Origin of the sequence: Vibrio sp. Vf1514 (assembly GCF_052076135.1) — a bacterium.
Classification (GTDB): domain Bacteria; phylum Pseudomonadota; class Gammaproteobacteria; order Enterobacterales; family Vibrionaceae; genus Vibrio; species Vibrio furnissii.
The window spans coordinates 1,879,020-1,900,024 of record NZ_CP197267.1; the positions used below are offsets into that span (position 1 = coordinate 1,879,020).

Genomic DNA, 21,005 nt, shown 5'->3' on the forward strand with positions numbered 1-21,005 from the left:
CTGTCGCATCGGTACATGTTCATTCACCCCTCCAATCTCTCTTCAAATTCATATTTATTCGAAAACATGTAAATATTGACATGTTTGCATTGACTCATTCTTTGTTCGAAATCAGGTTTATTGTTCGATTTTGGGCGCTTTGATATGATTTGATGAAAATTGATCGACGAGAACGTACGAATGAGACTACTCAAATATGCCATTCTGGGGTTATTAAACCGTCATTCGATGACCGGATATGACATAGCAAAAGAGTTCAATTACGAATTAGCGGAGTTTTGGCACGCCAACCACAGCCAGATTTATACCGAGCTGAAGAAGCTGCATCAGGAAAAATTGGTGACGTTTGATATTGAGATCAGCGGCGATATTTTAGAGAAAAAGTCCTACACCATTACTGAAGAAGGTCGGGATCAGCTCATTCGCTGGTTGCACAAAGATGAAATGATGGGGAAAACCGCGAAGGATGTGTTTCGCGTCCGGATGTATTTTTCCAATAACATCGATTTGACTAGCCGCGTTAAATTGCTCGAAAGCCAAAAGATGCAACACACCAAGCGCCTCAATGCGTTGAAAAAAACCTTGGAGCAATACCCGGATGTTCCGGCTCTTGACAGCGATCGATTTGGTGACTTCATCATTCTGGAAAACGCCATTATGCGAGAAGAGATGACCCTCGAATGGCTTAATAAAGTCATCGGGTATTGCGACTCATCCCCAGTGCCGCAATCCGTCGATGAAAACTAAGATGGAGACGATGAGGGTGATGAAGATGATGAAGATGAAATAGCGCCGAAAACACGCGCTTCCGCGCCCTCTCCTTTGCGCAAAAACTGACATAAAAAACGGCCCATCTCAGGGCCGTTTTTATTGCTCGCTCGAGTCGACGAGAAACGAGACTTACGCGCGATCCACGATGTGGTTTAGCGTCGCACTCGGGCGCATCAGTGGCGCCACTTTCTCAAAGACTGGCAGGTAGTAACCGCCCAAATCACCCGCAACGCCTTGCGCGCTATTCAATTCAGCAACGATTGTCGCTTCGTTGGCTTTCAGCTGTTGCGCGATTGGGGCAAATTCCGCAGCCAGATCCGCATCTGCCGTCTGCTCTGCCAGAGCTTCCGCCCAATACATCGCGAGATAGAAGTGACTACCACGGTTATCCAGTTCACCCACTTTACGTGATGGTGACTTGTTGGTATCAAGGAATTTGCCCGTTGCTTTGTCCAATGCGTCCGCCAGAACCTGTGCTTTCGCATTGCCAGTCACCACGCTCAGGTGCTCCAGAGAAGCAGCCAGAGCCAGGAATTCACCCAGTGAGTCCCAACGCAGGTGGTTTTCTTTCTGTACTTGTTGAACGTGTTTTGGAGCCGAGCCGCCTGCGCCAGTCTCAAACAGACCACCACCATTCATCAGTGGCACGATAGACAGCATTTTCGCTGACGTACCCAGTTCCAGAATTGGGAACAAGTCAGTCAGGTAGTCACGCAGTACGTTACCCGTTACGGAGATCGTGTCCAGACCTTGCTTGATACGAACCAGTGAGAACTTCGTCGCTTCAACCGGAGACAGGATCTTGATGTCCAGACCAGCTGTGTCGTGCTCAGGCAGGTACTGGTTCACTTTCTTGATCAGCTCTGCATCGTGCGCACGCGCTTCGTCCAGCCAGAATACCGCTGGTGCGCCAGATGCGCGAGCGCGAGTTACCGCCAGTTTCACCCAATCTTGGATTGGCGCATCTTTCACCTGACACATACGGAAGATGTCGCCTGCTTCCACAGCTTGCTCAAGCAGAACATTGCCTTCAGCATCGACAACACGCACAGCGCCGTCTGCATCAAGGATGAACGTTTTATCGTGTGAGCCGTACTCTTCCGCTTTCTGAGCCATTAGACCCACGTTCGGTACGCTGCCCATGGTGGTTGGGTCAAACGCGCCGTTCTCTTTGCAGAACTCGATCACCGCTTGGTAAACGCCTGAGTAACAACGGTCGGGGATCATCGCTTTCGTATCTTTCTGTTTACCGTCTGGGCCCCACATTTGACCAGAAGAACGAATCATCGCAGGCATAGACGCATCAACGATAATGTCACTTGGGACATGCAGGTTGGTGATGCCACGGTCAGAATCAACCATCGCCAGTGGTGGTTGAGTGTTGTAAACCGCTTGAATCGCCGCTTCAATTTCAGTGCGCTGCGCTTCTGGCAGAGTCTGAATTTTCGCGTACACATCGCCCAAGCCGTTGTTCACGTCAACGCCCAGCTCTTCAAATACTTTACCGTATTTCGCAAACACGTCTTTGTAGTACACCTTCACCGCGTGACCAAAAATCACGGGGTCAGACACTTTCATCATGGTCGCTTTCATGTGCAGCGACAGCAGAACGTTCTGCGCTTTCGCATCCGCAATTTCTTTTTCAAAGAATTCAACCAGTGCTTTTTTGCTGAGCACGCTGGTGTCGATGATTTCTTTGTCTTGCAGGGCAAATGGTTTCTTCAGCACTTTGGTTGAGCCATCGTCGCCAACAAACTCAATTGAAACTTGCGTTGCACCGCTCAGCGTCACCGATTTCTCGCTGCCAAAGAAGTCTTTATCTTCCATGCTTGAAACGTGTGATTGAGAGTCTTTGGACCATGCGCCCATTGAGTGTGGGTTTTTCTTCGCATAGTTCTTCACTGATGCTGGCGCGCGACGGTCAGAGTTTCCTTCACGCAGCACTGGGTTTACGGCGCTACCTTTAATTTTGTCGTACGTTGCTTTGATCGCTTCTTCTTCGTACGTGCTTGGCTCTTCAGGGTAATTTGGTAGCGCGTAGCCTTTCTCTTGCAGCTCTTTGATCGCAGCTTTCAGCTGAGGAATCGAGGCAGAAATGTTTGGCAGTTTGATGATGTTTGCTTCTGGCGTCTGAGCCAATTCGCCCAGTTCAGCCAGTGCGTCACCAATGCGTTGTTCTTCTTTCAAATGCTCAGGGAAGTTGGCCAGAATGCGGCCTGCTAGTGAAATGTCACGCGTGTCAACGTTGATGCCTGACGATGCCGTGAAAGACTGAATGATTGGCAGCAATGAATACGTAGCCAGTGCCGGTGCTTCGTCAGTAATAGTGTAGATAATTGTAGGTTTTTCTGTAGGCATGAACTTTCCCTATGTGTTCTAACAGCACCATTGGATGAAACGGCACTGTGTGAATGTCCGTACTCAAGTAAGTATTACATCCTCAAACTTGCGCACGATAATCCCACTCTTTCAAGTCTCAGGTCGAACGACATTCATTGTGTTCGGTTTAGTCCGTGAGTGAAGGTAGTTATAATTAAACAAAAGCAAGATAATAGTCTATCATCTTGTTCGTTAATCCTGTTTTCGGGCGCGCAAATGATAGCCCAAAATCGTTCGCCAGAAAACTTTCAAACACAACTCATTCACATTTTTGCAAGGTACTTAACATGTCATCCCGCTCACCGCGAGCTGCATCCTCTTCTCCTCGTCCAGCAGGCAAACCTCATTTTAAACGGGCAAAACGCCCAAGTTCTGCACGCTCAACTCAGCCGACATCCACGTCGCGTTCACGGACTGACAAACCGAGAGTGTCACCTCAAGAACGTCAAGTGGTGATTTTTAACAAGCCGTTCGACACGCTGAGTCAGTTTACCGACGGGGATGGGCGTAAAACGCTGGCCGACTTCATTCCAGTCAAAGATGTGTATGCCGCCGGCCGCCTCGATCGCGACAGTGAAGGCCTGATGGTGTTGACCAACGATGGCATTTTGCAAGCCAAGCTGACCCAGCCGCAATCCAAATCACCCAAAACCTATTGGGTGCAAGTGGAAGGCGCGCCTCAGGAAGCCGATCTCGACAAGCTCAGAAACGGCGTGGAATTGAAAGATGGCCTGACCCTGCCTGCCATCGTTGAAATCATACCGGAACCCGAGGTGTGGGAACGTCATCCACCGGTGCGCTTTCGCGCCGCCATTCCGACCACCTGGCTCGCCATTACCATTATTGAAGGGCGCAACCGCCAAGTACGCCGTATGACGGCCAATATTGGCTTCCCGACCTTGCGTCTGATTCGTTATTCAATGGGTGACATTGTTTTGGGCGATCTACAGCCCGGAGAATGGAAACACATTGAGATTTAATGTGCCGACATCCCATAAAAAAACGCCCCAATTCGGGGCGTTTTTTGTGTTTACTTGTGACGTTCTTTGAGCTTATCAATCACATCGCTCATCGATAACCCTTGGTCTTGTAATAAAACCAACAGGTGATAGATCAAATCCGCCGATTCGCAAATCAGCTCCGCCTTATCGCCCGACGTCGCCGCAAGCGCGACTTCAACGCCTTCTTCGCCCACTTTCTGCGAAATGCGTTTGGTACCACGCGCATAAAGGCTAGCGGTGTAAGAGGATTCTGGGTCGGCACTCTTGCGGGCAGCCAGTAGCTGCTCAAGTTGATGAAGCCACACCATTTGCGACTCCTCTTGTGCGTCACCATCCCAGCACGTCGTTGTCCCCGTGTGACACGTTGGGCCAATTGGATTCACTTTGACCAGCAACGTATCTTGGTCGCAATCAAGCGCGATGTTTTTTAGTTCAAGTACATTGCCCGATGTCTCGCCTTTGGTCCAAAGACGTTGCTTAGTGCGCGAGAAAAACGTCACTTGATTGGTTGCTATCGTTTTCGCCAGCGCATCTTGGTTCATGTAGCCCATCATCAACACTTGGCTGGATGAGAAATCTTGAACGATCGCCGGCACCAGACCATCGACCTTGTCCCAATTAATGCGGTCTGAGAGCGCTGTCATTACTGCTTGGCTCATCCTCTTACCTCGATCTGTTGTTGTTTTAGATAGTGTTTGAGTTCACCGATATTGATGATTTGCTTGTGAAATACCGATGCCGCTAGCGCGCCGTCGACATTCGCCAACTTAAACGCGTCAGCAAAGTGTTCCATCGCGCCCGCGCCGCCCGAAGCAATCAGCGGCACTTTACAGACTGCACGTACCATATTGAGCTGCTCTAAATCGTAGCCATTTCGCACGCCATCTTGGTTCATCATATTCAGCACGATTTCACCTGCACCACGCTTTTGCACTTCTTGCACCCAATCTTTGGTTTCCCATTGGGTGGCTTTGGTGCGCGCTTCATCACCGGTAAATTGGTAAACCTGATATTTGCCCGTCTCTTTGTCGTAATAGGAATCGATGCCGACGACAATACATTGAACACCAAATTTATCCGCTAAATCAGTGATGAGCTGCGGATTGGCCAACGCGGGTGAGTTGATGGAGACTTTGTCAGCACCAAACTCCAGAATGCGCGCCGCGTCATCTGCGGATTTAATGCCACCCGCCACGCAGAACGGAATATCGATCACTTCTGCAACGCGAGCCACCCAGCTCTTATCCACCACTCGGCCATCGCTTGATGCGGTGATATCGTAAAACACCAGCTCATCAGCACCTTCTTCTGCGTAACGTTTTGCCAGCGGTACGATGTCACCGATGATTTCGTGGTTACGAAACTGAACGCCCTTCACCACCTGTCCATCACGGACATCAAGACACGGAATTATGCGTTTTGCCAACATGCGAATGCCTCCTCAGCGGTGAATTTACCATCCAGCAACGCGCGGCCAACAATCACGCCTGCCACGCCAGTGTCTTTCAGCGCTTCGATATCCGCTAAGCTGCCAATGCCACCAGATGACTGGAATTGCACTTGCGGGTACTGCTTGCACAAGTCGACATACAAGTCCACGTTGGAACCGGCCAACGTGCCGTCGCGTGAAATATCGGTACACAGAACGTGTTTGAGCCCAACGGTCAGGTAGTCCTCAATCAGCGCTTCAATGGTCACGCCTGAATCTTCCTGCCAACCGGAGATAGCGACTCTGCGCACACCGCTGTCATCGATGTTGATGTCGAGTGCGAGCACGATTTTCTCCGCGCCATATTTGCTCATCCAGCCTTTCACCAGCTCCGGCTGCTTGACCGCTGTGGAGCCGACAACCACCCGTTGCGCGCCTGCTTCCAGCAGGTCAATCACATCTTGTTCGCTGCGTACGCCGCCACCAATTTGAATATTGGCTGGCGTACTCGCCAAGAGCTTGGCAATTAAGTCCAGCTGGCGCGCAGAGGTGTCTTTCGCACCCGTTAAATCCACCAAGTGCAGCCAGTTCGCCCCCGCTTGGTGATACAGGTTGAACTGCGCTGCCGGGTCTACTTTGTATTCGGTCACTTGGCCGTAATCGCCTTGATAAAGGCGGACGACCTGACCTTCAATTAAATCTAATGCGGGAATGATCATTCTAAATCCTTATGCCAGCCTGACGACAGGGTCGTCAGGCGCCAATCCTTACAGTTCCAAAAAGTTTCGAATCAGTTGAGAGCCAGCTTTTGATGAACGTTCTGGGTGAAACTGCACCCCGTAGTAGTTGCCGTTTTGAATCGCAGCGCTGAAGGGCTGACCGTATTCACATTGCGCAATGGTGTAATCGCCAACCGGCATGGCAAAGCTGTGAACAAAGTAAAAATACTCGCCCGCTTCGATGCCTTTGAACAGCGGATTGCCAGCGTTGGCCGACACGGTATTCCACCCCATGTGCGGCAGCGGCAAGTCACCAGTTTGCATCAGGCGCACTTCGCCACTGACAAGACCAAGACAGTCGACAATCTCATCGGCTTTCTGGCCTTTTTCTTCCGACAGTTTGCCCATCAGCTGCATGCCAAGGCAAATCCCAAGCATCGGTTTTTCCACTTTCTTGACCAGCTCAATCAGGTTGCGCTGCTCTAGGTTTTTCATCGCTTCGCTGGCCGTACCGACGCCGGGAAGGAACAGCTTGTCTGCCGCGAGTACCACTTCTGGGTCTTTCGAAATCGACACGTCGTAGCCCAAACGTTCAATGGCAAACTTCACTGAAGAGACATTGGCACAACCGGTATCAATAATGACAACTTTCTGGTTCATTACAGCACCCCTTTACTGCTCGGCAGTTCATTGCCCTGCACCTGAATCGCTTGGCGCAGCGTGCGGCCAAAGGCTTTAAACAAGCTTTCGATGATGTGGTGATCGTTCTCACCCGCCGACGACAGGTGCAGCGTACACGCCAGCGTGTCGGTTAAAGAGCGGAAGAAGTGATACACCATTTCCGTCGACAGATCGCCCACTTGCGGGCGGCTGAAATCTGCGTCGAACTTCAGGTATGGGCGCCCCGATAAATCCAGCGCACATTGCGCCAAACATTCATCCATTGGCAGGGTGAAGCCAAAGCGACCGATGCCGCGTTTGTCACCCAGTGCTTCTTTCAGAGCCTGACCCAGCGCCAATGCAGTGTCTTCTACCGTGTGGTGGTCGTCGATGTGCAAATCGCCCACGACTTTCAGTTTGAGTTGGAAACCGCCATGGGTTGCGATTTGATCCAGCATGTGGTCAAAGAAGCCCAAACCTGTCTCGATTTGATTGCCACCAGTTTCATCCAAATTCACCGCGACCAGAATATCGGTCTCTTTGGTTTTACGAACTACTTCTGCTGTGCGCGCTTTGACGGTCAGGTCTTTCACAATCTCGCGCCAGCCCATGGTTTGCGGATGATATTGAATGCCGCGAATCGCCATGTTTTCTGCCAGTTGCAGATCGGTCATGCGATCGCCAATCACCACGGAGTGTTTGAAATCGACTTTGCCACCTTGCAGATACGCTTTCACCATGCCCAATTTAGGTTTGCGGCATGAACAGTTGTCTTTTTCAAAGTGTGGGCAGATCAGCACGTCATCAAATTTCACGCCCTGAGATTCGAAAATCTCCATCATCATGTTATGGGCCGCATCGAAGTCTTCTTGCGGGTAGCTGTCGGTCCCCAAACCGTCTTGATTGGTCACCATGACCAAACGGTAACCCGCATCCTGCAGCGTCAAAAGACTCGGAATCACATACGGTTCAAGTTTGAGTTTGTCTAAACGGTCAACTTGAAAATCGACTGGCGGCTCAACAATTAAGGTGCCATCACGGTCGATAAAAAGAATTTTCTGTTGGTTGCTCACGGGAATGTCCTTTTCTTAAGGCAGCGGCTCGCGCTGCCTGTCATCACAGTAATTACTGGTAATAGTTACGAATAAACGCGACGGTTTTCTCGCACTCTTCGCGGTTGCCCACAGAAACTCGTACGCAGTTTTCAATCGGTGAATTACGCAAAATAATGCCGTGTTCCCACGCCGCTTTGAACAACGCATCGCCATCAGGGAATTTCACCAGTAAGTAGTTGCCCCAACCTTCAAACACTTGCAGCCCTTCAATCATCTGCAAACCGACTTGCAGATAGGCGCGGTTGGCATTGAGATCCAACACTTGGAATTTCGCTCGCGCCAAACCGGCTTCAGACAACGCTTGTACCGCAATGTCTGCCACCGGCACCGGCACGGGATAAGGGGCAATCACTTTCAGCAAAACGTTGATGAGATCGTCGTTTGCCAGCGTGAAACCACAGCGTAATCCTGCCAGCGCAAACGCTTTCGACAGTGTGCGCAAAATCGCCAAGTTCGAATATTTTGCCAGTAAGTCAACGGTGGACGCCTCTGGGCAGAAGTCGATGTACGCTTCATCCATCACCACAATGGCGCGGTCTTTGGTCATCTCCAATAACGCGATGATATCTTCGCGTTTCACCAGATTTCCGGTGGGGTTGTTTGGGCTGCACACAAACACCAGCTTTACGTTGTCGAGATTGGCTTCGATGCTTGGTAGATCCAATTGCCAATCTTGGGTGAGTGGCACTTTTTTGCGTTCGACCCCAAAGGTTTCCGCACTGATGGCGTACATGCCATACGTCGGCGGGCAGAACAGAATCGCGTCTTCATTTGGCTCACAGAAGGCGCGAATTAAGAGTTCAATCCCTTCGTCCGCACCACGTGAAGTCAACACTTGCTCCGGTTGCACACCGGCATAGCTAGCATACGCTTGAATCAGCGCTTTGGGCTGGCAATCGCTGTAACGATTTAGGCGAGTAAAGTCCGTTTTGTATTCATTATCAAACGGTGATTCATTGGCATTCAACCACACATCACCACTGCCACCGATACGGCGGGCAGACAGATAAGGCGTCAGTCCTTGAACTTGTTTACGTGCGAGTTTTTCCATGATGATTAAGCCTTCTGTAACTTTTCAACCCGAATGGTCACCGCACGTTTGTGCGCATCCAGACCTTCGGCGTTCGCCATTGCCACAACGGTTGGCGCCAAGGTTTGTAGCCCTTCTGCGCTCAGCTCTTGCACCGTCATTCGCTTGCTAAAATCTGCTAATCCTAAGCTGGAATAGGTACGGGTGTACCCATACGTCGGCAGCACGTGGTTGGTGCCGGACGCGTAATCCCCCACCGATTCTGGCGACCAGTCGCCCAAAAAGATGGATCCTGCATTATCGAGCAGTGGCACTAATTCACGTGGATTTTTGGTTTGCACAATCAGGTGCTCAGGCCCGTAATAATTCGAAATCGCGACAGCCTGCGTTAACGACTCAGCAATGATGATTAAGCTTGATGCTAGCGCTTTCTCAGCGATACCGGAACGTGATAGCGCTTTCAGCTGTTTTTGCACTGCGTCGGTGACTTGGTCTGCAATCACCGGTGATGGTGTCACTAACACCACTTGAGAATCCGGGCCGTGCTCTGCTTGGCTGAGCAAATCTGCGGCAATAAAATCTGGGTCCGCAGTGTCGTCAGCAATGACCAGCACTTCTGACGGACCAGCTGGCATATCAATCGCTGCGCCACGGAAGTCGTTACTCACCTGACGTTTAGCCTCGGTGACGTAAGCGTTACCCGGGCCGAAAATTTTATCCACTTTGGCCACGGTTTCGGTGCCGTAAGCCATGGCCGCAATCGCCTGACCACCGCCAACGTTATACACTTCATCAATCTTACACAGCTTCGCCACATACAGAATTTCATCCGCAATCGGCGGCGGCGAGCACAACACCACTTGGCGACAGCCTGCAATTTGCGCAGGAACACCCAACATCAACACCGTCGATGGCAGTGGCGCACTGCCACCGGGAATATAAAGCCCCACTTTATTGATCGCGCGCGTGACTTGCTCACACACCACACCCGGCATCGTTTCAACTTTGATCGGCTGCGGTTTCTGCGCCTTGTGGAATTTTGCGATATTGGTGTAAGCCTGCTCTAACGCTTGCTTCATCTCGTCGCTCAGCCGTGCAGACGCCGCATCAATTTCGTCTGGAGTGACACGAATCGATTCTGGCGTCACGCGGTCAAACTTCGCCGTTAATGCCAATAACGCGGCATCGCCTTCAGCGCGGACTTTCGCAATCACTTCCGAGACCGCCGCAGTAATATTGGCACCCTCTGCAATCGCTGGACGCTCCAGAATGGAGTCCTGCTGTGTCTCACTCAATGATTGCCAAACAACAGTTCTCATGGCGATTACTCCATAATCTTTTCGATCGGTAGAACAAGAATAGAACTCGCGCCCAATGCTTTCAGTTGTTCCATGGTTTCCCAGAACAAGTTTTCTGAGCTCACCATGTGCACGGCCACTTTGGTCTTATCCGCAGAAAGCGGCAGAACCGTTGGGTCTTCAGCACCCGGCAGCAGTGATTTCACTTGTGCCAATTTATCCACTGGTGCGTGCAGCATGATATATTTAGATTCTTTTGCTTGTTGGACACCTTGCATACGTGCCAGCAGTTTGCCAATCAGGGCCACTTTATCCGCTGCAAAATCGCCGCCGCGTTGAATCAAAACCGCTTTTGATTGATAAATCACTTCAACTTCTTTCAGGCCATTGGCTTCCAGCGTTGCGCCGGTAGAAACCAAGTCAGCAATCGCATCCGCCAAGCCCGCGCGCGGCGCCACTTCTACTGAACCGGTGAGCATACAGGTGGTGAAATCAATGCCTTGTTCGTCCATGTAGGCTTTTAGCAGTTGGGGATACGTGGTTGCGATACGCTTACCGCGCAAATCTTGAGGGCCGTTGTAACGTTCTTCTTTATCGATCGCGATGGAGAGACGGCAGCCGCCAAAGTCCATACGACGCAGCGACACAAACTCACTGGCTTGATTCAGCGCCACACGGTCAAGACGTGCTTCTTCCAACACGTTCTCGCCGACAAAACCTAGATCAACAACGCCATCCATGATCAAACCTGGAATGTCATCATCACGAACCAGCAACAGATCAATTGGCATATTTAGTGAATGAACCACCAATCGTTCACCCATGATATTGAATTTCACACCACATTTTTTCAAAAGCTCCTGACACTCTTTACTCAGGCGACCTTTCTTTTGAACTGCGATTCTTAGGCGTTGTGTCTGCATTACATTCTTCCTTTGCAAATTATTGAATTTATTTCAGATTTATGAAAACCAAATAGTAAAAAACCCTCGAGAGATTGGTCTCCCGAGGGTCTGAAATCTTAAAATACTTTTCATGTAACCACCGGGAGAGTCCTGCCTCCCGGGTATGCGTACATCTCCCGAAAGACAACTTAGGGATGATGGTGATGATGAATGTTCATGACAAAATTACGCATACTTAACAACTTTTCGTTGGTTAACTGGATTGCTTTCAACACTAACGAAGCTGACGAAAATTTGCAACCGCTAATTTAATTTTTTTTCACCTTTTGTTTTCGTGGCCCAACGCCCGTGTATTCGGGCATTCACAATCATGACTCAGCGCACCAATCCGGCCTCTGTTTTGCCTGCTGATCTCCCCTCATACATCGTGTTGATATCCGCGGCGAACGCTAAAAAACCAACATGCACAGTGATGAATTTCACATAAAAATGCGCCATCCGCATGACGTTCTTAAAAATAAGACAACTCAATTCCCCCAACGGGTTTGTGAACCGCTACGGTTAAAGAGTCATTCTGTTGTCTTGGTATACCTTGTGAACCCTCAAGCCGATTCTGTTGACACCTCGGCCATCCACACGCTGGAGTTAATTGGCGAAAGTTCCAGCATGGCCGACGTCCGTCACAAGATAGTCAAATACGCAAGCAGCGACGCTGAAGTACTCATTCAAGGAGAAACCGGGGTCGGCAAAGGGCTATGCGCCAAACTGATTCATCAGCTCTCCTCACGACGAGAATCCCCCTTTATTGAAGTCAACTGTGGCTCGATTGCCAGCGGCCTGATTGCCTCGGAATTATTCGGCCACCAAAAAGGCGCCTTCACGGGTGCAATCACCGATCACGTTGGTTATATTCAGCGCTCGAATCAGGGGACGCTGTTTCTCGACGAAATTGGTGATATGCCCACCGACCTGCAAATTCATCTGTTGCACTTTCTCGAATCGAAAAAGATGCAGCGTTTGGGCTCCGACAGCAGCGTCAGCGTCAACTGCCGAATTATTGCAGCCAGCCACGTCGACTTAAAACAAGACATTATTCAGGGCGGATTTCGGGAAGATTTGTATTATCGCCTCAATATCTTACCGCTATTTATTTCCCCACTTCGCGAACGCAAAGCCGATATTCCGGGGTATGCTCACTACTTTCTCAACGTGTTGAGTGACGGTAAAAGGAAGCACTTAACCAAACCGGTGTTGGATTATCTCAGTCGCCACTCATGGCCCGGTAACGTACGTGAACTGCGTAACGTGATTCAGCGAGCCATCATTATGTGTGGCGACAAAAATATAGCCATTGCCGACCTCGGGTTGGATCTGGCGGATCGGCAAATGCTTCCCGCCTTTGACACCATCGATTCAGATTATTTGTTGCAGGTGATTGGCGAGCATAAACATAACATGAGTGCGGCAGCCCGTTATTTGGGTATTTCCCGTACCACTTTATATCGATTGCTCAAAAAGTACGATTTGCAGAAATAAAAAAAGCCCCGCCGAAGCGGAGCTTTGTCAATCAATCAAGGCGTTAAGCAGTTTCGCACTTTGACATCTTCGCTTTTGATAAGCTGATGAAAGCAAAACATACCGCAATAAAGGCTGCCGTAGCCGCTGCAAATGACAGCGCCAAAGAGTCCGTCATGCCTAGGACCACGAAACCTATCGCGGATACGCCCGCAACCGCCAAAGAGTATGGCAGCTGTGTCGATACGTGATCAATGTGGCAACAACGCGCACCAGTAGAAGACAGGATCGTTGTGTCTGAGATAGGTGAACAGTGGTCGCCAAATACAGAACCCGCCAGTACAGCACTCAGCATGGGTAACATCAGCGCGATATCGGTTGCACCGGCCATGTCACCGGCGATTGGCAGCATGATGCCGAAGGTGCCCCAAGAGGTACCGGTTGAGAACGCCATAATCCCTGACAGTGCAAAGAGGATGACAGGTAACCAGTGCGGGTTAATACTGCCCTGCACCAACGACGAAAGGTATGCGCCCGTTTTCATGTCACCAATCACGGCACCGATCGTCCACGCAAAGACCAGAATCAGAATCGCGCCAAACATGGATTTTGCGCCAACCCACAATGTTTTTGCAATTTCTGTCATCGCAATGCGTTGTTTCAGTACGGTATAAAGCGCCACCGCCAAGCCAACCAGACCACCGTAAATCAGGGATGTACCCACGTCGGTATTTTCAAATGCACCCAGCAGGTTAAACGCAATGCCGTCATCAGCCAGCGATTGACCACCGGTGTAGAGCATCGCGCCAATGGTTGCGACAATCAACAAGACGATCGGCAGGATCAAGTCCGACACTTTGCCGTGCTCGCTTTCGCGAATATCCAACTCTTCATTGAGATCGTGAGCCACTTCTGAATCGTTGTCGCCATCAAAGCCACGGCCTTGAGACGCGTTGATTTCATGTTGACGCATTGGACCAATGTCCATTTGGAACCACACAACCGCAAACACCATCAACAAAGCGAAAATAGCGTAGAAGTTCATCGGAACCAAACGCAGGTACGCGCCCAGTGGTGAGTAATCCGTAATACCGTGTGACACCAAAATGCCACCGATAATGGTCATAATGTAGGCACCCCAGCTAGACGCTGGCATCACCACGCACATTGGCGCAGCCGTTGAATCCAGAATGTAAGCCAGTTTCGCACGGGAGACATAGAAACGGTCCGTCACAGGACGGGCAATCGAACCCACGGCGAGACTGTTAAAGTAATCGTCAACAAAGATGAATACGCCAAGGAAAGCAGCCAGCAGCTTCGAGCCACGTTTGCTCTTCACGCGAACTTGCGCCCATTCAGCAAAAGCACGCGTACCGCCCGATAGCGTCAGCAGCGCGGTCATCATGCCCAAGAGCAACAGGAAGCCAACGATACTCATGTTCCACGTGTTCAGACCACCGTCTTCAATAAAGACATTCGACACTTTGGTGCCGACGTAGCTTAATGCGCCACCCACAGAGTAATCGGCAAGAAGTAATGCACCAAGTAAAATACCGACACCCAAGGATACCAATACTTTGCGGGTAATAATCGCTAGGCTAAGAGCCACCAACGGCGGCAAGATAGACAAAGGAGAGGAAGCAAAATCAATTAAATTCATGATCTTCAAAAACCAGTAATAAATGGCTAGAGATCTACTGCAGACAAACCACGCAACGCAGTACGCAATTTATGTTGAACTAAGCGAAAGGGAAGCGAACACTTCACCCAACCCTACAGTAGCGCTCCATAGTTTAACAAAATATAGACTATGGCAGTGTTGGCGCTATTCGCGAACAACCCCAGCCAGCCGCTTTGATGTGCAAACTGACTTCGGCGATATAGCCTTTCTTCATGGTTCATTGGCATCACCCCAACCATGAATACTATTCGATACCGCGCCTCTACATCGAAAGTAGGACAATACGCTACGGCTGACTGCAATCAGCTGATGCCCACGTCGTACTTCGCATTAGGTGCGAGCTATTGTACTTATCGAGATTGTCAATGCAACATATCCTGTTACTTTAATTCGCCGACACAAGGTCACACTGAAGAGGTAGGCATTGATACTCATTTCATATAACTATGCAATAAATATCACGAACACCATATATAAAGACACACCAAACATGCATCAATTTAACCAAACGACCAATAAAACCATAATTAACTTATGGATGAATTCGTCACACAATAATAACCAATGTCATTTAATTCGCTTATATTGAATATTTTCAATATTATTTCACTTTCAATGTTGCCAGAATAAATTACTGGGTTTAGTATTGAACTGTTAATTATTCTATTTTATAGGAAACGGTAATGTCGGAAGTTACGAAAACTCTGTTGAATATTCGCAGCCTACGTGCTTATGCTCGCGAATTGACTCTGGAGCAGCTAGAAGAAGCTCTGGATAAATTAACAATCGTTGTTCAAGAACGTAAAGAATCTGAAGAAGAAGAGCGCGCAGAACGCGAAGCGCAAGAAGCTAAATTAGCAGCGATCGCGGAACAAATTGCAAAAGACGGCATTGACGTTGATGCACTGATTACTGCCCTTGCTGGCGAAACAAAAACAAAAGTAAAAGGCAAACGCGCGCCTCGTCCTGCGAAATACAAATACATGGACAACGGTGTAGAGAAAACTTGGACTGGTCAAGGTCGTACACCTTCTGTTATCCAGAAAGCACTGGATGAAGGCAAATCTCTTGAAGAGTTCGCGCTATAACGCATGTTAAGCAAATGAAAGAAAGGCTCCGAAAGGAGCCTTTTTTATTAATCGCAGAAATAAATAACCGTGGATGTTGTAGCAAATCGATATACTCCCAATTGATGATCATCTCATTGTGTATACTGACTTACATGTTGCATTATTCTGACACATTTCTACATTTTCTATATGTAAATTTCTACATCAACAAATTTCAACGCATAGCATACGCTAATTATTACCAATCATTGGCCGATAAAAAAACGCCACCCTTTGGAGTGACGTTTTTAAATAACAACTGATTAGCGTTCCCAGTAGGCTTCTTCCAAGCTGTCTTCCCGCTCAGGCAAACCACGCGACAAACGTGGTGAATGTTGAACCAATACCTCATAACTCACGCGGTTTGAATATTTACAAACCTGAGAAAATGAAGAATAAGTTAGAAACTCGTGCTGGTGTTTACTGGAATTCGGTACGTTTTCTTTGTGGTATTTATTCGCTGCCATATCGTGCAACAGTGCCGACAAAGCCGCATCGCCCGCACCATTAGTATTTTTAATCTTCTCAGGGCCACCCATATAAGGCGCAATATGAGAATATACACGCACGGGGTTGATGCAGCTCGCTTTGCTCGCCGGACGGCTAAATTCAAAACGGTTGAATTCTGGAATCGAGCCCGGTAGCAGCGGCAGAGAGGTTTCACGTTTCACGGTATCTTCAGTATACCCGGCCATGAACAGCCCCACAGGACCTGCAGTACACAGCACCAAGTCCACCCAATCCAACGCTTTGTTCGAAGCCGCCAGTGGGTCGCGCTCGCCGGTTAACGCTTCCGCTTCATCTTCGTTCATTGCGACAACCGTGACATGGTCACGCAGGAATTCCTGCCAGAAGGTTGGATCGTCTTGAATCACGAACTTGGTGCCTAAAGTCAGCACCACAGGCACATCGTATTTCTTGGCAAATTCGATCGCGCGCATGGTGGCATCCGGCATTGGGTCGCCAGCTTTGCAGCGCACTAAATAAGCGGTGATCACCAAAGCCGAAGCACTTTGGAAAATCTTCTCAGGAATATTTTCCGGGCTTAGCTGGTTCATCTGACCTTCGCTAATCGCAAATGTCCGTTCGCCATCTTCAGTGATCAATGCAAAACAGCGGCCAATGGCGCCGTCCACACCTTGCAGATAATTCAGATCCATACGGCTGGAGGTATTACACAGATAACGGTAACCGTAGCTGCCGATTTTAATGTCCTGACTCATCACCCCTAATAAGGTCGAACGGTCATCTGCCAGAACCGAATAGTTGTGCAGCGTGTTTCCGATGGTGCCACCGGCATATTCATTGGTGATCAGTTTTTCAGACTTTAATTCGTTGTATAACGCTTCCGCGGCGTCATCATTAATGACCAGCGAATGTCCTTTACTCAAACCATAACGCTCAATCAAGTCGGTATCGACTTTCGCTTCAATATCCACCAAAGTTTGGTCGATACCAATAATATGAGTGCGCGACATCTTTTTGCTTTCTTGTGCTTGAATCACAAGAGGGTCACGCGCGTGTACAGGAAAATAGTGCTTTGATTTGCGTTGGCCAGGAAATTTCATAACGTCAATTTGGGCTTGGAATGAAAGGATGCGGGATTCTACCTTGCACCCTATACGGCGGCAACTCACACAATTATAGCAAACGATTGCAAAGCGGATATTTTTATCAGCGTGATAAATAAGAACGATTACATCATGCATCGTTATTAATATAACCTCATTTGCCTTCCAGTTTTCGCCGGTACAACATCGCATCATTTCAAGGTTCAGCATCCCCCCTCACCTGTTTCGGTAATTTCTGCTAAACGGTTGTCGATTATTTCACCGCTGACGTAAACTCCAGCAAATAACACGGCAAGGAAGTGTGATTGCGGTCGCGGATCTGTCCTCAAAAAAATCTTTCTGTTAGAATCTGCCTCCTAGTTAATCAAGTGGTGTTTAGTCATGTCAGAGAACCGCAACGCAAACAGCCAAAAGAAAGTCATAGTCGGTATGTCAGGTGGCGTTGATTCATCCGTTTCAGCTTATCTTCTTCAGCAACAGGGGTATCAGGTCGAAGGCCTGTTCATGAAGAACTGGGAAGAAGATGACAACGAAGAATACTGCACCGCGGCGGAAGATCTGGCCGATGCTCAGGCAGTCTGTGACAAACTGGGTATCCATCTGCATACCATCAACTTTGCCGCAGAATACTGGGACAACGTGTTCGAGTATTTCCTCGCAGAATACAAAGCCGGTCGTACGCCAAACCCAGACATCCTTTGTAACAAAGAAATTAAGTTCAAAGCCTTCCTCGAATTTGCTGATGAAGTGCTCGATGCTGACTACATTGCCATGGGTCACTATGTGCGTCGTACGTTCCCAGAACACGGTGAAAAACCGCAAATGCTACGTGGTCTGGATGGCAACAAAGATCAGAGTTACTTCCTTTATACACTGGGCCATGAGCAAGTTGCTCGCAGCCTGTTCCCTGTGGGTGAACTTGAGAAACCGGAAGTCCGCCGAATTGCGGAAGAACAAGGACTTATCACGGCGAAGAAAAAAGATTCGACCGGGATTTGTTTCATCGGTGAGCGCAAATTTACCGATTTCTTGTCTCGCTATTTGCCAGCGCAACCGGGTAAAATCGAAACACCTGAAGGGAAAGTCATTGGTGAGCATCAGGGTCTGATGTATCACACGCTGGGTCAACGTAAAGGTCTGCACATTGGTGGGATGAAAGACGGCTCGGAAGATCCGTGGTACGTGGCCGAGAAAGATCTGAAACGTAACGTGCTCATTGCCGTGCAAGGTGCCGATCACCCATTGCTGAAATCCAATGGCCTGATCGCATCTCAGTTGCACTGGGTTGACCGCCTGCCAATGACAGAACCGATGCGTTGCACGGTGAAAACACGTTATCGCCAAACGGACATCCAATGCACCGTGACGCCTGTGGATGAGAACACCATCAAAGTGATGTTTGACGAACCACAAGTGGCGGTGACCCCAGGTCAGTCAGCCGTATTCTATCAAGGCGAAGTATGTCTTGGTGGCGGCATCATCGAAGAACGACTTTCTTAAGTCGATTCAGCTCGTCAATTTTAGGAGTATATACGTGGCTAACACAAACTATGACCGTACCATCGCTTTCGCCGGGATCTGCCAAGCTGTTGCTTTGGTTCAGCAAGTGGCGAAAAACGGTTACTGTGATTCAGACGCGTTTGAAACTTCACTAAAAGCAATTCTGTCGACAAATCCATCGAATACGCTGAATGTATTCGGCAGCGAGGCCAACCTCAAAGTGGGCCTCGAATGCTTGGTCAATGGCATCGACAGTACCCCGGCTGGCAGCGAAGTGACTCGCTACATCATCAGCCTGATGGCTTTAGAACGTAAACTCACCGGCCGTCGCGACGCGATGTCGCAGCTTGGCGATCGCATTCAAATGATTGAACGCCAGGTCGAACATTTCGACCTGTTTGATGATCAGATGATCAGCAACCTCGCCAGTGTTTACCTCGATGTGATTAGCCCAATCGGCCCACGCATTCAGGTAACGGGCACGCCCGCAGTCCTGCAGCAAACCACCAACCAGCAAAAAGTGCGTGCACTGCTGCTGTCGGGTATTCGCTGCGCTGTGCTGTGGCGGCAGGTTGGCGGCAAACGACGCCACTTAATTTTTGGTCGCAAAAAGATGATTGAACAGGCGAAGATCCTGTTAGCCAGACTGTAATCAAGTCCTCGTTAGCTCGCGATCCGTCGCGAGCTACTTTTTTGCGCCCAATTCTGATTCTTTGACCCAAACAACGTTAGCGCAAACGTTTGCGCAATATTCGTGACAATTGCCACTGTTATTGGTATAAAGCACACGAAATTTAGAAACTCAATTCAGGAGAACACCATGGAACTGTCAGCATTGACTGCTGTTTCACCAGTAGACGGCCGTTACGGAAGTAAAACTATTGCACTACGCAGCATCTTTAGCGAGTTTGGCCTACTAAAGTACCGCTCTATCGTTGAAATCCGTTGGCTACAAAAATTAGCAGCCACCGATGCGATTAAGGAAGTACCAGCATTCAGTGCAGAAGCAAACCAGTTCCTGGACGACCTCGCCGCCAACTTCAGTGAAGAAGATGCGCTGCGCATCAAAGAGATTGAACGCACCACCAACCACGACGTGAAAGCGGTTGAATACTTCCTGAAAGAAAAAGTTGCGGGCGTTCCTGAACTACACGCTGTCAACGAATTCATTCACTTTGCGTGTACGTCTGAAGACATCAACAACACCTCTCACGCGCTGATGCTAAAAGAAGCACGCGAAACCGTAATTCTGCCAGAAATTCGTAACCTGATTGATGCGATCAAAGCACTGTCTGTGGAATACCGCGATATCCCACTACTGTCACGGACTCACGGTCAGCCAGCGTCACCATCCACCATGGGTAAAGAGATGGCGAACGTGGCGTACCGCATGGAACGTCAGTACAAGCAAATCGAAAACGTTGAGATTCTGGCGAAAATCAACGGCGCAGTCGGTAACTACAACGCTCACCTGTCTGCCTACCCAACCGTGGATTGGCACACATTCAGCGAAGAGTTTGTGACCGAATCTCTGGGCGTCACTTGGAACCCATACACCACGCAGATCGAACCGCACGATTACATCGCTGAGCTGTTTGATGCCGTGGCTCGTTTTAACACCATTCTGATCGACTTCGACCGTGACGTTTGGGGTTACATCGCACTGGGCCACTTCAAGCAAAAAACCATTGCTGGCGAAATCGGTTCTTCAACCATGCCGCACAAAGTAAACCCAATCGACTTCGAAAACTCAGAAGGTAACTTGGGCCTGGCAAACGCAGTCTTTGGTCACTTGGCGCAAAAACTGCCGATCTCTCGCTGGCAACGTGACCTGACGGATTCAACCGTGCTGCGTAACTTGGGTGTGGGCGTGGGCTATGCCATCATCGCTTATGCTTCAACCATGAAAGGTATCAGCAAGCTGGAAGTGAACCGCGACGCCCTGCTGGCTGAGCTAGACAAAAACTGGGAAGTTCTGGCTGAGCCAGTACAAACAGTGATGCGTCGTTACGGCATTGAGAAACCTTATGAGAAGCTGAAAGAGCTGACTCGTGGTAAACGTGTCGACGGCGAAGCGATGCGTCACTTCATCGATGGTCTGGAACTGCCTGAAGACGAGAAAGCTCGTCTGAAAGAGATGACGCCAGCAAGCTACATCGGTTACGCCATTGAGCTGACTGATCAGCTGTAATGCCTTCGCGGTGAAAGCGCTAAAAATTGAAAAGGGAGCCTCCGCTCCCTTTTTTGTTTACGACAAAGCTTAAACGCACAGCTGACATCGATTCTCTTCCAAAAACTCGCGTCTACTCTTTTTCAAAAACT

General features: G+C 49.3%; 18 protein-coding genes, 1 riboswitch and 1 other annotated feature. Of the genes, 7 read left to right on the forward strand and 11 right to left on the reverse strand.

From position 1 onward, the window contains the following. Positions 1-180 precede the first annotated feature (180 nt). A complete protein-coding gene (locus ACS18Q_RS08655) occupies positions 181-747 on the forward strand; it encodes a PadR family transcriptional regulator (RefSeq protein WP_154180139.1) in 567 nt (188 codons plus the stop codon). Between the two features lie 153 nt (positions 748-900). Here the strand turns inward: ACS18Q_RS08655 and ACS18Q_RS08660 are convergent, their stop codons facing one another. Then, entirely contained in the window at positions 901-3,129 is a 2,229-nt protein-coding gene (locus ACS18Q_RS08660) for an NADP-dependent isocitrate dehydrogenase (RefSeq protein WP_441256931.1), read from the reverse strand. Positions 3,130-3,437: 308 nt separating this feature from the next. On the opposite strand from ACS18Q_RS08660, the gene ACS18Q_RS08665 reads away from it, so the two are divergent. After that, complete coding sequence (locus ACS18Q_RS08665; RefSeq protein WP_441256932.1) at positions 3,438-4,130, forward strand: pseudouridine synthase; 693 nt, start codon at positions 3,438-3,440, stop codon at positions 4,128-4,130. 50 nt (positions 4,131-4,180) lie between these two features. Here ACS18Q_RS08665 and hisIE read toward each other — a convergent pair whose 3' ends face one another. The 8 genes from hisIE to hisG are packed head-to-tail and all read right to left on the reverse strand — an operon-like array spanning position 4,181 to position 11,325. Next, on the reverse strand, positions 4,181-4,810 hold the full coding sequence (gene hisIE, locus ACS18Q_RS08670; RefSeq protein ID WP_004725396.1) for a bifunctional phosphoribosyl-AMP cyclohydrolase/phosphoribosyl-ATP diphosphatase HisIE: 630 nt from the start codon (positions 4,808-4,810) through the stop codon (positions 4,181-4,183). Then, complete coding sequence (gene hisF, locus ACS18Q_RS08675) at positions 4,807-5,580, reverse strand: imidazole glycerol phosphate synthase subunit HisF (protein ID WP_004725394.1); 774 nt, start codon at positions 5,578-5,580, stop codon at positions 4,807-4,809. The genes hisIE and hisF overlap by 4 nt, the downstream gene beginning before the upstream one ends. Further along, a complete protein-coding gene (hisA, locus tag ACS18Q_RS08680) occupies positions 5,562-6,299 on the reverse strand; it encodes a 1-(5-phosphoribosyl)-5-[(5-phosphoribosylamino)methylideneamino]imidazole-4-carboxamide isomerase (protein WP_004725392.1) in 738 nt (245 codons plus the stop codon). Before hisA ends, hisF begins: the two co-directional genes overlap by 19 nt. Positions 6,300-6,347: 48 nt before the next feature. Next, a complete protein-coding gene (gene hisH / locus ACS18Q_RS08685) occupies positions 6,348-6,959 on the reverse strand; it encodes an imidazole glycerol phosphate synthase subunit HisH (RefSeq protein WP_143678873.1) in 612 nt (203 codons plus the stop codon). Then, positions 6,959-8,032, reverse strand: coding sequence for a bifunctional histidinol-phosphatase/imidazoleglycerol-phosphate dehydratase HisB (gene hisB, locus ACS18Q_RS08690; RefSeq protein WP_441256933.1), 1,074 nt, complete (start codon positions 8,030-8,032; stop codon positions 6,959-6,961). Before hisB ends, hisH begins: the two co-directional genes overlap by 1 nt. Positions 8,033-8,084: 52 nt before the next feature. Continuing rightward, the gene (gene hisC / locus ACS18Q_RS08695; RefSeq protein ID WP_004725387.1) at positions 8,085-9,125 is read right to left on the reverse strand and encodes a histidinol-phosphate transaminase; all 1,041 of its coding nucleotides are present in this window, start codon (positions 9,123-9,125) and stop codon (positions 8,085-8,087) included. A gap of 5 nt (positions 9,126-9,130) precedes the next feature. After that, the gene (hisD, locus tag ACS18Q_RS08700) at positions 9,131-10,423 is read right to left on the reverse strand and encodes a histidinol dehydrogenase (protein ID WP_441256934.1); all 1,293 of its coding nucleotides are present in this window, start codon (positions 10,421-10,423) and stop codon (positions 9,131-9,133) included. A gap of 5 nt (positions 10,424-10,428) precedes the next feature. Next, on the reverse strand, positions 10,429-11,325 hold the full coding sequence (gene hisG / locus ACS18Q_RS08705; RefSeq protein ID WP_004725383.1) for an ATP phosphoribosyltransferase: 897 nt from the start codon (positions 11,323-11,325) through the stop codon (positions 10,429-10,431). 54 nt (positions 11,326-11,379) lie between these two features. After that, positions 11,380-11,517, reverse strand: a sequence feature (His leader region). 384 nt (positions 11,518-11,901) lie between these two features. Here hisG and ACS18Q_RS08710 point away from each other — a divergent pair. Continuing rightward, the gene (locus ACS18Q_RS08710; RefSeq protein WP_441256935.1) at positions 11,902-12,843 is read left to right on the forward strand and encodes a sigma-54 interaction domain-containing protein; all 942 of its coding nucleotides are present in this window, start codon (positions 11,902-11,904) and stop codon (positions 12,841-12,843) included. A 43-nt stretch (positions 12,844-12,886) separates the two neighbouring features. On the opposite strand, the gene ACS18Q_RS08715 is transcribed toward ACS18Q_RS08710, so the two are convergent. Beyond that, complete coding sequence (locus tag ACS18Q_RS08715) at positions 12,887-14,482, reverse strand: Na+/H+ antiporter NhaC family protein (protein ID WP_038151011.1); 1,596 nt, start codon at positions 14,480-14,482, stop codon at positions 12,887-12,889. Between the two features lie 111 nt (positions 14,483-14,593). Beyond that, positions 14,594-14,776: riboswitch (Lysine riboswitch) on the reverse strand. A gap of 410 nt (positions 14,777-15,186) precedes the next feature. On the opposite strand from ACS18Q_RS08715, the gene ACS18Q_RS08720 reads away from it, so the two are divergent. Further along, positions 15,187-15,591, forward strand: a complete 405-nt coding sequence (locus ACS18Q_RS08720; RefSeq protein WP_004725377.1) for an H-NS family histone-like protein — start codon at positions 15,187-15,189, stop codon at positions 15,589-15,591. Positions 15,592-15,875: 284 nt separating this feature from the next. Here ACS18Q_RS08720 and ACS18Q_RS08725 read toward each other — a convergent pair whose 3' ends face one another. Further along, positions 15,876-17,180 carry an inosine/guanosine kinase gene (locus ACS18Q_RS08725; protein ID WP_004725375.1) on the reverse strand — a complete coding sequence of 435 codons (1,305 nt, stop codon included), beginning with the start codon at positions 17,178-17,180 and terminating at the stop codon, positions 15,876-15,878. A gap of 384 nt (positions 17,181-17,564) precedes the next feature. Between ACS18Q_RS08725 and mnmA the strand changes: the two genes are divergently transcribed. The 3 genes from mnmA to purB all read left to right on the forward strand — a co-directional run bounded on the left by mnmA (position 17,565) and on the right by purB (position 20,874). Next, entirely contained in the window at positions 17,565-18,683 is a 1,119-nt protein-coding gene (gene mnmA, locus ACS18Q_RS08730) for a tRNA 2-thiouridine(34) synthase MnmA (protein ID WP_014204884.1), read from the forward strand. A 34-nt stretch (positions 18,684-18,717) separates the two neighbouring features. Next, positions 18,718-19,335: a high frequency lysogenization protein HflD gene (hflD, locus tag ACS18Q_RS08735; protein WP_004725371.1), complete on the forward strand. Its 618-nt coding sequence runs from the start codon at positions 18,718-18,720 to the stop codon at positions 19,333-19,335. A gap of 168 nt (positions 19,336-19,503) precedes the next feature. Continuing rightward, positions 19,504-20,874 (forward strand): adenylosuccinate lyase, encoded by a 1,371-nt coding sequence (purB, locus tag ACS18Q_RS08740; protein WP_014204882.1) that lies wholly within the window; start codon positions 19,504-19,506, stop codon positions 20,872-20,874. Positions 20,875-21,005: the final 131 nt, after the last annotated feature.